Source organism: Desulfitobacterium sp. PCE1 (assembly GCF_000384015.1).
In the GTDB taxonomy this organism is placed as follows: Bacteria; Bacillota; Desulfitobacteriia; order Desulfitobacteriales; family Desulfitobacteriaceae; genus Desulfitobacterium; species Desulfitobacterium dehalogenans.
This window is the reverse complement of record NZ_KB913023.1, coordinates 3,319,408-3,333,067: the sequence shown is the minus strand read 5'-3', so window position 1 is coordinate 3,333,067 and position 13,660 is coordinate 3,319,408. Positions and strand designations below refer to the sequence as shown.

The 13,660-nt window shown below is 48.7% G+C and carries 7 protein-coding genes; all 7 read left to right on the top strand.

All coding sequences use genetic code 11. The features are described 5' to 3' along the window. The first annotated feature begins 45 nt into the window (after positions 1-45). Positions 46-9,357, top strand: coding sequence for a DNRLRE domain-containing protein (locus DESPCE1_RS0116665; RefSeq protein WP_019851093.1), 9,312 nt, complete (start codon positions 46-48; stop codon positions 9,355-9,357). 5 nt (positions 9,358-9,362) lie between these two features. Further along, positions 9,363-9,785 (top strand): hypothetical protein, encoded by a 423-nt coding sequence (locus tag DESPCE1_RS0116660; RefSeq protein ID WP_014795164.1) that lies wholly within the window; start codon positions 9,363-9,365, stop codon positions 9,783-9,785. Positions 9,786-10,716: 931 nt separating this feature from the next. Next, entirely contained in the window at positions 10,717-11,487 is a 771-nt protein-coding gene (locus DESPCE1_RS23875) for a transposase (RefSeq protein ID WP_345787848.1), read from the top strand. Then, positions 11,484-11,804, top strand: coding sequence for a transposase (locus DESPCE1_RS23870; RefSeq protein WP_345787847.1), 321 nt, complete (start codon positions 11,484-11,486; stop codon positions 11,802-11,804). The genes DESPCE1_RS23875 and DESPCE1_RS23870 overlap by 4 nt, the downstream gene beginning before the upstream one ends. Positions 11,805-12,035: 231 nt before the next feature. Next, positions 12,036-12,302 carry a TNT domain-containing protein gene (locus tag DESPCE1_RS24215; RefSeq protein ID WP_158309877.1) on the top strand — a complete coding sequence of 89 codons (267 nt, stop codon included), beginning with the start codon at positions 12,036-12,038 and terminating at the stop codon, positions 12,300-12,302. 1 nt (position 12,303) lies between these two features. Beyond that, positions 12,304-12,537 (top strand): hypothetical protein, encoded by a 234-nt coding sequence (locus DESPCE1_RS0116645; RefSeq protein WP_014795163.1) that lies wholly within the window; start codon positions 12,304-12,306, stop codon positions 12,535-12,537. A 348-nt stretch (positions 12,538-12,885) separates the two neighbouring features. Beyond that, positions 12,886-13,464 (top strand): phosphate propanoyltransferase, encoded by a 579-nt coding sequence (pduL, locus tag DESPCE1_RS0116635; RefSeq protein ID WP_014795162.1) that lies wholly within the window; start codon positions 12,886-12,888, stop codon positions 13,462-13,464. Positions 13,465-13,660 lie beyond the last annotated feature (196 nt).

Sequence of the window (13,660 nt, the reverse complement as noted above, 5' to 3'; positions counted from 1 at the left end):
GAATCGACACATTGTTGTCACGATAAACGTGGAGGAGGAAGAGAAATGCGTACAAGAACCACAAAGAAAATCCTCAGCTTAGTGATTGCCATCATCTTTTTCATCAACGGTATCTTCACCGATGTTGCCCTAGCCCAAAGCGGCAGCGAAGGAAACAAAAAAGGAAACTACTATGGCCGTACCTTACCGGCCAAAGAAAAAATCAAAAACATACCGCCTCAGAAAGGAAAGACGAAAAAGCCCTTTAAAGAACCAAAAGAACTGAAACAGGATCCCCCCTATGAGCACCGTTTCAGCAAGGAGCAAGAGAAAATCAGCCGCAGAACAGCCAACAGCAAAACATTCAACGATCAGCAAGGGGAGGCCACCACCTTTGTCTTCATGGACAAAATCCATTTTCTCAATGAATCAGGCACCTATCAGGATGTGGACAACACCCTCGTGCCTGCAGACCAAAACAAAAAAGGGAGCAAAGGAAAACCGGCGGGTGTGAACGACTCTCCCGCAAACCAGAGCTATGAAAACAAAGCCAATGACTTCAAAGCCTCCTTTCCCGCGAGGCTTAGCAAAGGACACCCCCTCAACGTCAGCTCCGCCGGGGCCTCCCTCGAGCTGATCCCGCTGGAAGGGGACTTCCAAAACAGCACCATTCAAGGCAATACCATCCTCTATCACGATGTCTACGATGGCATAGACTACCGCTATACCGTTCTGAACACCAGGATCAAAGAAGATATTATCTTCAACAACTATGTGGATAAAACTACATTCAGCATGTCCGTAAAAACAGAAGGCCTTACCCTTAGAGAAGAAAATGGTGCTATCTACGGCTATGAAAAAGGGAGCCACGACGCCTCTTGGGTGTTCCCGGCTCCCTATTTAATTGATGCCTCCGGCACCATCTCGACCAACGTCCAGATGCACCTGGAGAAAAAGCTCTTTACCAGCGACCAAATCATCATTACGATGGATCAAGATTGGCTCGCCGCCCCGGAGAGGGCCTATCCGGTAATCCTTGACCCGACCCTCACTATCGGCGCGGCAGCCATCCAAGATACCTGCGTTGAAGAAGGCTCTCCGGCACTCTATACCGATAATAGCTTTTCCTACATCGGTTTCGATGACGGAATCACCAGCGGCAACATAGCTAACCATCAAAGTGCTCATTTAAGAACAAGAACCTTTCTTAAATTTAACCTCCCCACCCTAGACGAAGACCAAACGATCACCTCCGCCCAATTCAATATATATAAATACACCGCTTGGAGTGACGAACCCCGCACTGTAGAACTGCATCAAGTCAAAGAACCCTTTTCGATCACCGGTCTCACCTGGCTTAATCAGCCCCAAGAGACCGCATGGGCCGCAGAGACCACCATCACCGGCACGACCGGCTACTACCAATGGGATATAACCGGACTTCTTAACACGTGGTACAGCGGTACACCCAACGAGGGCATCGTTCTCCGCTACACCGAAGAAATGAAGCAGGCTGAAGTATTCTATTCAGCCGATGCCGCAGGCAACCCCACCCCTTACCTTGAATTCACCTATGAAGACCAAGGCAGCATCGATCCGAATCTCCCCTTAGAAAAACCATCCATCCAGCTCAGACCCTTTACCGCAGCCAATAACAATGGCTTGCTTCAGTTTGTCGGTCTGACTGCCGACGGAATGGCCCAACCAGACGCTACCGTCGATTATTACACCGTCGGGAGCGGTGGGGGATTATCCGGCAGCGCCCAAGCCGCCAAGGACTACCTTTATCCTAATTTTAGGCCCGAAACCCTCGCCGAACTCCAAGCCCTGATCGCCCAGGGCGGCTCATATAACCACTACCCAGGCCAAGAGAGCAACTGGCAAACCAGCTTTTGGCGACTCCCTGAACAGGACACACTCTACCATATTGAAGCCACCTTCACCGACAAAGAAGGAAAGATCAGCGGGGTGGGCATCAGTGACCCCTTCCAGATCTATCAGGCCAAAGCCAAAGATCTGCTGCCCCGCGTCGCCCACTTTTATGGTGTGGAAAAACGTCAGCTCATGCAAGATAACAACATGAAAGACGACCTGCTCACCGAGAACAACCTCATCTTCATCCGCGCCCCAAAGCAAAACCAAGGGAAACCCTATACCCCGAAAGACCTTACCGATGCTGATAAAAGGCGCATCGACGACCTCCTCGCCGGACGGGCCAAGAATTGTGAATTCGGCTTTGAACCGATCAACCTCCTCACCGGCAACTTTTACTATAGCGCCACAGATGTCAGTATCCCCGATTTCGGCGGCCCCTTCCAGATCAGCCGAGACTATAACTCAAAAATGATGACCCGGCGCGGCCCCTTCGGCCAAGGCTGGACCTCCATCCTCAGCCAAGCCATCGCAACTCTGGCTGACGGCTCCCTCGCTTACCTGCGCAGCGACGGCAGTGCCATCACCTTCAGCAAAAAAAACGATGGGACTTACAAAGCCCCGCCCGGTGAAATCTACACCTTAGAGAAAACCGAAACCGGCTTTCGCCTCAAACAAAAAGATCAAACCACCTTCTCCTTTGCCCGCTCCGGCCTTCTCACCGGCATCGAAGACCCGCGGGGCAATAAGACCTTCCTCACCTATGATGAGGAAGATTTCCTCACCCTGATCACCTCCCCATCCGGCAAAGATTTCCCAGTCAGCATGGACTCCGAAGGACGCATCACCTCCATCACCCTCCCCAACCGGAGCACCCTTTCCTACACCTATGACCCAGCCGGCAACCTGGTCACTTTCCAAGATGCTGATGGCGAACAGACCCACTACCACTATGATGAGCAAGGGCGGATGCTCTCCTTTACCGATCCCAATGGTAACCCAGTAATCCACAACAGCTATGACGAAGACAACCGCATCACCGCCCAAACCGACGCCAACGGCCAGAAAAGCCGGATCATCTACCATGAGGGCTATAACGAAACCATTGACAATAACGGCAACAAAACCACCTACACTTATGACGAACACTACCGCACCAGCCAAATCATGAAACCGGATGGAACAAGGGAAGCTTACACCTATGATGAGGACAACAACCTCAAAACCTACCAAGATCCCCTTGGCCGGATCACTACCTACAGCTATAATCAGCGGGGTAACCGCGTCGAGGAAAGACGCTGGGACGGCTTAAGGCAATTCTACCGCTATGATGCTCAGAACAATCTCACCTCACTCACCGATTTTAACGGCTACACCACTGAGTTTGCCTATGACGCTCAGGGCGACCTCCTAAAGCGCACCACTCCGGACGGCAGCTTGACGGAGTATACATACAACGCCCAAGGTCAAATCACGAGCATCAAAGATCCTGAAGGCTACATCACCCGCTATGACTACCGCGGTGCCGATCTCAGCCAAGTGATCGATCCCTTGGGCCATACCTACCAGTACTGGTATAACCCCCTCGGTCAACCCGTCACCCTCATCGATCCGGAAAGCAACCTCACCCGGTTCGCCTATGATCCCAGAGGAAAACTTCTCAATACCCTGCTCCCTGACCAGAGTATCCATCGCTACAGCTATGATCCTAATGGCAACAACACCGCCATGACCGACCCTAACCAAAATGTAGTCCTTTTCAGCTATGACAACATGGGCCGTTTAACGACTGTCCAAGATCCTTTAGGTAATCTCACCGAATATACCTATGACCGTAATGGCAACAAAATCAAGGAAACCGATCCGTTAGGCTACATAATAAGGTACACCTATGACTCCCTCAATCGCCTGATCACAATCACCGACCAGGACCACGGCGTGACCCATTTCGAGCGCGATGCTCTCGGACGCCTCCTCGCGGTCACCGATCCGCGGGGTTACCGCAGCACCATTGCTTATGACGACCGAGTGGACAAACCGCAAACCATCACCACCCCCCTCGGACAAACCTCCAGCTATACCTACGATGCCCTTGGCAATCTTCTCCAAACCACCCACCCCGATGGCACCTCCCAGCATTATCGCTATGACTCCCTGCGGCGGCCCATCGAAATCACGGACATCAGCGGTGTCAAAACCAGTCTCCATTATGATCGCCTGGGCCGGGTTACGAGTGTCGAGGACAGCCTCGGCAGGGATTACCACTACAGCTATGATCCGAATGGCAACCTGCTCCAAAGCACGGATCCCTTAGGCTATAGGGTCAATTATACCTACAATGCCCAAGGTCTGCCCTTAAGCCGCACCAATGAGGAAGGTCAGACCACCGCCTATCGGTATACCAGCCTGAATGCTGTGGCCGAACTCATCGAACCAGGCGGCGCTAAACACTCCTTCATTTACGATCCCAGCGGCAACTTACGTACCCACACCGATGCCTTAGGTCACACCACCACCTACATCTATGACCCCCTCAATCGCCTCGCAGCAATCCAGGATCCCCTGGCCAATATAACCCAATTTCAGTATGATCCCGCCGGCAATCTCCACGCCCGGATCGATGCCCTTGGCAACACCACCACCTATGCCTACAACGGGCGCGGCCTCGCCATCAAGGCCACCGATGCCCTCGGCAATGTGAGCCAATTCCACTACGATGCTAGCGGCAACCGTACCGAACAGATCGACCCGGCAGAGGGCCGCTATGAGTGGACTTATGACGCCATGAACCGTCTCACCGGCACCACCGATCCCCTGGGACTCCACACAGTTTTCGACTATGATAAGATGAACCGTCTTGTGCGCCAGGAAGACAACGGCGGCAACCTGAGGCACCTCGCCTATGATCCCTTCGGCCGCCCCCGTGAGGAGCAAGATGTTCTTGGCCGCAGCACCACCTACGGTTATGACCTGGCCGGCAACCTCACCACCCTTACTGAAGTGGATGGCAATACCACCATCTTGGACTATGACCCGAAAGGCCGTCTGAGAACCGTCACCGACCCGGAAGGGAAAGTCACCTCCCTCACCTATGATGGGTTGGACCGGATCACAGGCAAACTGGAACCAGGAGGTAGGAATACTCTCTACCGCTATGACCCGGCCGGTAACCTGATCGAGGAGCAAAACCCCCTCGGGGCTCTTCAGCGCTATAGCTATGACCTCAACCATAACTTAATCGAATCCCAAAACGCCAGGGGATTCAGCGAGACCTATACCTACGACCCCCTGGACCGGCCCATCACCTCCACTGATGAACGCGGAAACCAGGCCAGCTTTGCCTATGATCCAAACCATAACCTGATCCGGCACACCGATGCCTTAGGCAACATCACCCAGTATGCCTATGACCCCCTGGACCGCCCCATCATGGAGGTCGATGCCCTCGGCTTTGACAGTCATTACGACTACGACAGACTGGGACAACTCATCACCTTTACCGATGCCCGGGATAACCAGACCCATTACGAGTACAACCGGCATGGCATGCTCACTAATACCCTCGACGCCCTTCAGGGCGTGACGGCTTACCAGTATGATCTGAACGACAATCTCCTCGCCTTCATCGATCCCCTGGGAGCCGAGACCCGATTCACCTATGATCCTGTCCACCGTTTAACCTCAGTTACTGATCCGGAGCACTATAGCCGTTATTTCAGCTACGATGCCAAGGGGAACCTGGAGCAGGAATTCGACTCCGCCGGTAACATCAGAACCTCTACCTATGACATCATGCACCGGCAGCTCAGCGCCCGGAATACCGCCGGGCATCTCACCGACTACAGCTATGACACCCTAGGCAACCTACAAGCGGTGACCTTGCCTAACGGCAATACCACCACCTATGACTACGATCTGCTGGGCCGACTTACCCAGGTCACCGACCCGGAAGAGAAAGTCACTCAACTGAGTTATGACATCCTCGGCAACACCGAACGCATTGTCCATCCCGGGAATCAGGAGGTTCACTATACCTATGACCCGGCCAATAACCTGGACAGCACAACCAATCCCTTAGGGGAAACCACCCGCTACGGCTACAACAAGAACAACCTGCCCGAATCCAGCACCGATCCCTTGGGGCACCAAACGAGTTACCGCTATAACCCTCTCAACTTACTCCAGGAGGTCGCAGATCCCCTCGGGAATACGACCAGCTTTGCCTATGACCCCAATACCAACCTCGCAGCCCTCACCGATCCTAACGGACATACCACCGGCTATGGCTATGACCCCTTAAACCGGCTGACCCAAGTGACGAGTCCGCTCGGCCATAGCACCCGCTACGGCTATGACCCGGCCGACAATCTCATCTCGGCCACCGATGGGAATGACCACACCAATAATTATACCTACAATCTTAGGCATGAACTCACCTCCCTGACCAATCCTCTGGGGGAACAGGACAGCTACACCTATAACCCGGTGGGGACCCTGCAAAGCCATACCGATCCCAAGGGCACCACCACGAACTATAGCTATGACATCCTTAACCGTTTAATAGGCAAGACCTATACAAAACCCCACCCCCCGGAAGGTATCCCAGCCGAGAGTGAAACACCCCCTGCCGGCGGCACGGGGGAGGGCAGCGAAAGCACCGCTGATGAAGACGCAGCTGAAGACAGTGAAGATGTTGAGTATGAGTACAACCTTATGGGCAGCCGGGTCAGCCTGTTTGGTCCAGAGGGAGTCACTGACTACGAGTATGACTTCATGGAGCGCTTAATCTATGTCAGCTCTCCCGCCGCCGAAGAAGTGAGCTATGACTATGATGAACTGGGCCGTAAGGCCAGGGTCATCTATCCGGACGGTGAGGCTGTCGAGTACCGCTATGATCTGCTGAACCGTATGGTCTCCGTCACCGACTGGCAGGGGCAGGAAACCACCACTACCTATGATGCCGACGGCAGGCGTACGGAAACCAAACTTCCGAACGGTATCCAAGTCCGTTATACCTATGATGCCGCCCACAGGCTGCTCAAGCTGGAAAATATCGGTGCCCAGGGCAAATTGATCTCCAGCTTCACTTACACCTATGACCCGAAAGGGAACATTCTCACCGAAACCCAAAACCAATCCGGGTCGGTATATAAGCGCACCTACACCTATGACGCCTCGGATCAAGTCATCGCTTTCAGTGAAGAAAAAGACCATGAACGAAGGCTCTACACCTATAGTTATGACCGGGCCGGCAACCGCCTGAGTCAGGAGATCCAAGGGGGAAATGACAGCAAACGCTTTGCCTACCAGTACAATGAGGCGGATGAACTGATCACGAAAACCCAAGGGGATGGGGGCAACCGGATCCGTTATACCTATGACCCTAATGGGAACCTGATCCAGGCGACCACTCAGGGGAACCAAAGCACCACTTATTTCTATGACAGTGAAAACCGGCTGATTCAGATCACTGAACACCAGGGCAAAATCCAGACCTTTGGCTATGACAGCGATGGAAACAGGCTCTACAAAACGGTAGGCGTAGAGTATGAAGGCTATGAGGCCGGGAGCTATGAAGCTGAAAGCGAAGAGGAGAAGATCAGTTCTCTGATGCCGCCTTTAGCCGCCAATTTTGGCCTGTTCGGGCTGCAGAAATTCATTGCGGCGAATGATAAGGGCAACAATGGCAACAACGGCAATAGCGGTAACAACGGTAACAACGGTAACAAAGACAATAACGGAAACAGCAGCAACAGTGGCAACAGCGGAGACAAAAGCAATAACGGAAGCAACGGCAATAGTGGGAACAAAGGAAACGGTGGCAATACCAAAGTCCATGATGATGGCAGTGATAAAGTCAAGGGTGGGGACAGCGGAAAGCATCTCGGGTGGTATAAAACCAAGCAGGATGCTAAAGAAAAGCCGGGCAACCCAGGATTACACCTGAGTTGGTACAAACAAGCGGAAAAACCCAAGGGACCTAAAGATCCGAATCACCCGAATAACCCCAATAATCCCAAAGATCCCGATGATCCGACCGATCCCGATAATCCCGACAACCCAAACCCAGATAAACCCTTGAACAAGCCCGATGCCTATGAGGTCATTAACTATTTCAACGACCTCTCTGTGGAACACACTCAAGTCTTAATGACGACGGATAAAGAAGGGGTGTACAGAGGAGTTTACACCTATGGTCTCGAAAGAATAGCAGAACGTGATCTGGCAGCGGTGGAAGGAGTGGTCAATGATCCCCTCTATTACCTGTATGACGGATGGGGCAGTGTGACCCAGCTCATTAATTATGCCGGACACGTGCGGGATAAATACCGCTATGACGCTTATGGCATGCCGATGCCCGGCGGAAAAGTGGGTCCGAACACCCGGCTGTTCAACAATCCTTACGGTTATAATGGTGAAGCCCATGAACAGGAGTCCGGCTTCCAGTACTTAAGGGCCAGGTATTATGACCCTGATGTGGGCCGCTTCATGAGCAGGGACAGCTATCTGGGGAATGTGATGGAGCCGTTGACCTTGAACCGCTATGCCTATGTAAGCAATAATCCAGTGATGTATGCTGATCCAAGTGGTCATATGCGTGAAGCAGGGGATAGCAGCGGGGTCATCGCGATAAAGCAGGGCAAATATAAGCCCCTTGAGTATACTGTAACGCCAGGGGATACCTTAGGAGCGATAGCGCCTAAACATGGCACAACGGTTAATACATTGGTTCGGATGAACAACATTGCTGACCCCAATAGGATCTATGTTGGGCAGAAGATAAAGATCCCAGATCCTAGTGCAGGGAGTCGCGGGGAATATGTCGAAGAAAAGACTGCCGGGAGGCAGGATTATAACAAGGTAGAGTGTCTTGAAATTGAAATTCCTGGTCCTCAGGGGACGGGTAATAGTAAAATTGATTTAAATCCAATGCCGGAAATTACTCATTCAAAAGTGAATGCAGAAAAATATATTGGTAATATTGACTGGAATAAAATAATTGGACTTGATTTGTTTACAAAGATTTATAGTCCTGATGAAATTAGTAAATTTCCAAAAGAAATAACCTATAAAAGTGGTGATTATTCATATACGTATGTACTTACTTTAAGCCATCCAACTGTAGGTCTTTTGGGTGGCATGGAAATGGAGGAAGTAGACCAATATAGTTATCAGCTTGCTTTAACTAATGAACCTCAAGTGAAGATAGGGATTATTGATGTAACTGGATTTGGTAAAGGGGGGAAGTTAACTGGTAAGGGCGCGGGCAGTACGGGTCGTACAGTGGCTAATAATCTTAATGAGCAATTAGTTATGAAACAAGTAAAGTCCAATCCACTGAATGGAGCGACAAAAGTACCAATTGAGTTAAAGGATACTCGATGGCCAGCTACTGATGGATGGGTTAAAATGCAGAATGTAGTAGAAACTTCTGAAGGAAAAATTACTATACATTTTAATTACAATACAAATACTGGTGCAACAGCGGATTTTAAATTTAAATAAAGTAGGTGATTATTATAGCTGTTCTTTCAATTGAACGAATATGGGAGGATGTTGACTTCTTTGAAATTGAGGTCATAGCGCAATCAGAAATTATTAGCGCAAGTGTCAGAAGCTATACAACAGTAGCATCAATCAATGAACTTGCTTTGCGGTTGGCAACTTTCCCCCAAAAAATTGATGACAGATACATTTGGGAAAATGGCGATAAAGGAGATGACTCGACACCATATGTATCTCTTGAGTTTTGGTGCGAAGACAAACTCGGTCACATTGTTATTGAGGTCTATATGGAATTAGATGACGGGGCTTCATATAACAAGCATAATTGTTGTTTCTTTGTCAAGACTGAGGCAGGATTATTAAATAGTTTTGGTAAATCTCTTGTCCTTCTAAATGAACAGGGAATCGGCCAAAAAATAACTCTTTAATTATGGGTAAAGGGTTTAATGGAACTATTCTATTTCACACATAATATTGACTGATTAGAGTTACAATTAAGCCATAGGGGTCAGGGATGACCCCTATGTGAACCTTAATAAATGCGGATTTACGCAAACTATAACCCCTATTGTGACCCCAACGCCGTAATTCCGATCCCGAATAAAATCCTTCCTCCGACCCGCATTGCGGGGCGGTGTGGGCCGGAGCGGGGGCGCTCTGCGACCCCGCTCCTTTAACCTGCTTGGTTTTCGACCCCTAGGTCCACCATGGTTCAGGCTGATTATTTGGGCTTTTGTTTCTCCCGCAAAAGGCGGCCAAATTCGTTTTCAAAGTGCCGAAGGTAAGTTAATCCTACCCCTGCTGTCAGAAGCGGACACAGGGGCATACAATCGCTCACGTTGCTGACATATAGATTGCAGTTGCTGATGCATCAGATATAAACGACAAATACGCAGCCTCAATAGATTGCTGGTAACGAACATATACACTGGATTGTATCCCATGGTTCATGGTGAACCATGGATTTACAGGAAATCTACTCTATGGTAAAATTTGCGTCAGTGGGGGGTATAAGGGGGGACGAAAATCCTCCGTTTTTTCTTTTCTGCATTTGATGCTTTTCACCTTACCGGAGAAATGACTTGCAATAGCTTTCAGACAGAGTTAACATCACACACCAAAGCAAATAACCTGTTTGAAACTGTGAGTCTTGTGGTAGATAGGCTGTCGCGCCCTTGCCCGTTCTGAGAACGAAGGCTATCATCTGAGGTTGCCGGTACTCGGACTTTATGTGGATGGCAGGACAAAAGAAGGGATGATATGCAGAGAAGGGAAAATTACCTCTATGTCGGTATGGACTTGCATAAGGACACCCATACCGCTGTTCTGGTGAATTGCTAGAACGAAAAATTAGATGTAATTGTCATCGAAAACAAGCCCAGCGAGTTTAATAAGCTAGTAAAACGAGTAAATAAAACTGCTGTAAAACTAGGCTTGGCTCCGATCTACGGTTTGGAAAACGCCTATGGCTATGGCAGGAGCCTTGCTGTTTGGCTCATTGAAAAAGGCTATATGATGAAGGATGTTAATCCGTCCCTGGCTTATGATCAACGCAAAAGCGCGCCCATGATGAAGAAAAATGATGAGCACGACGCTTACTGTGTGGCAACGGTGCTGATTAACCAGCTTCACACCCTGCCTGACGCAAAGCCGGAGGACAATCATTGGACACTGTCCCAGCTGGTTAATTGCCAGGACACCCTTGTCAAAGATGGCATTCGGCTGAAAAATGGTTTACATGAGCAGGTTTCTGTTGCTTATCCAAGCTACCATAGATTTTTTTGTGATATTGACCGGAAGACGGCGCTGTATTTTTGGAAACACTATCCGTCACCCATCTATCTGCAGAATAAACCCGTTGATGAACTGTTTGAAGAATTTAAAGCGATTGCTTCCAATACAATGAAACGTAAGATTGAATTAATATTTGAATGTGTCCATCATGATGGTGATACGATACGGGAATACCAGGAATCAAGGGATTTTATCACCCAAAGCCTTGCCCGTTGTCTTGAGCAGCAAAAGGAAGAAATAGCCCTGGTCGATTGTGAAATCGAAAAGATGCTGAGGGATTTTGACTATCAACTGACAACCATACCGGGTGTCAGCATTGCCACACAAGCAAGCTGATTGCCGAAATCGGTGACATACGCCGTTTTGCAAATGTTGATAAACTGGCTCGTTATGCAGGAATTGCACCCATCAAGTATAGTTCCGCCGGCAAAGGCAAGGAGCAAAGCTCAAAACAAGGTAACCGTGAGCTGCACGGATTATTTTACTTTCTGGCGGTATCCATGGTCACGGTTCCCAAGACAGGAAAACCAAATCAGCCTATATTTTACTCCTATTATCAGCGTAAAATCAGCGAAGGTAAGACGAAACCCCAGGCGTTGGTCTGTATTATGCGCCGATTAGTAAACATTGTTTATGGCATGATGAAAAACTAGACGGGGTATCGTCCCCTTTGTGGTTGAGGATCATGTTGTAGAAGAACAATAATGATCGTTATAGCACAGCATTGAAATTATGCCATAATTTTTAAATTGAATACGGATTCCCAGCCTTAATCTGAGATATAGATTCTTCCACCTGAGGGTGCGGGTAAGAGTGAAACTAAAGCATTACAGACATACTATCCACCAAATAACGGCTTCTTAAAAGATCCAGTAAAGACCACATTGAGTCCTGGCACGAAAATTGATAGATATGGCTATCCGTCTGGATATTATGCATCGCCAGTAGGAACCCCTGCAGAGATGCGTGCTCTGGTACCGGGCTCCTTAGAAAAACCATATACGGTTTATGAAGTAATCAAACCGGTTGATACTTTATCTGGTCAAGCAATGCCATGGTTCGGTCAACCAGGGTTAGGAACTCAGTATAAATTTACCCAATCCATTGAAAACATGCTCAAGCAGGACATAATAAAGGAGGTGGGTAAATAACATGACAAAAAAAGAATTAATTAAACTTTTAGAAAAAGATAATATTCCTAAAAACAGCTACAGCTTAGATGGAGGACTTCCAAATGATAGATTGTGCTTAGATAAGACTCATTCGGGATGGGTGGTCTACTATACTGAGATGGGTGAAAAATACGAAGAAATTGGTTTCGCTTCCGAAGAAGATGCGTGTGAATATTTTTATAGACGTATAAGAGAAATGACCGGACGAAAATGACAGAATAAACAAATACCAAAGGACCTTCGAAGTTCATCTTCGGAGGCCCTTTTTCTCGTAAAGGATCTGACCCCCTCATAATTCGACAAAACTCGAAAGAATAGCAGAACGTGTCTGGCAGCAGTTGAAGGAGTTCTCAATACTTGATTTTTTGCAAGATAGATTTGAGCAAAATCGGTTTTGTTTTCGTACAGCATGTAATGTCCCAAGAAACTTTGGGAAATGCTAAGAAAAACCCTTAAGCTAAAGTAGCAATTTTCAGATACAGATTTTTGCCGAATTGTGGAGTATAATTAATCAATGTGTAGATGAGGAGACTCGTAAAATTTAAGCCAGGAGGTTATTATAATGCAAACCTTTAAAGTTCCCGTAGGAATTTCCAATCGACATGTTCATCTTTCAGAAGAACATATCGAAATTTTATTTGGTGCCGGACATCAATTGACTCGGACCAAGGATTTATCCCAGCCCGGTCAGTTTGCCAGTGAAGAAATGGTGACCTTGGTCGGTCCTAAGGGCTCCATGCCCAATGTGCGGGTGCTTGGACCGGCACGCAAAGCGACTCAAGTGGAGCTGGCGGCTACGGACACCTTTAAGCTTGGCGTCAAACCCCCGGTGCGGGATTCGGGAGATCTTTCAGGAACCCCTGGGCTGGAGCTGGTAGGCCCTGCCGGAAAAGTGCAGATTGAAGCCGGAACCATTATTGCAGCTCGTCATATTCATATGACTCCGGAAGATGCTGAGAAATACGGTTTAAAAGATGGGGACCATGTCAAGGTCCAGGTCAATGGACCACGGGCTGGTGTTTTTGAACGAGTATTGATTCGAGTTAACCCCAATTATGCCTTGGACATGCATGTGGATACAGATGAGGGTAATGCCTTTGGTTTAAAAAACGGGGATTTGCTGGACGCTATTATTGAATAAGAGAGTATTTATCTTAAAAGGGCTGCAGTGGGTATCACACTGCGGTCTTTTTTTACCCTATCAGAAAGCATAAAGGTTTAGGACAGTAAGTACGAGAGTAGTGCTTTCGCGGTGCCTGCCGAGTTTTGTTTAATGATGAGGTCGGAAAGGGAAGATTGGTTTAGGTTAAGAAAATAGTGTATTATAGTATATTAAG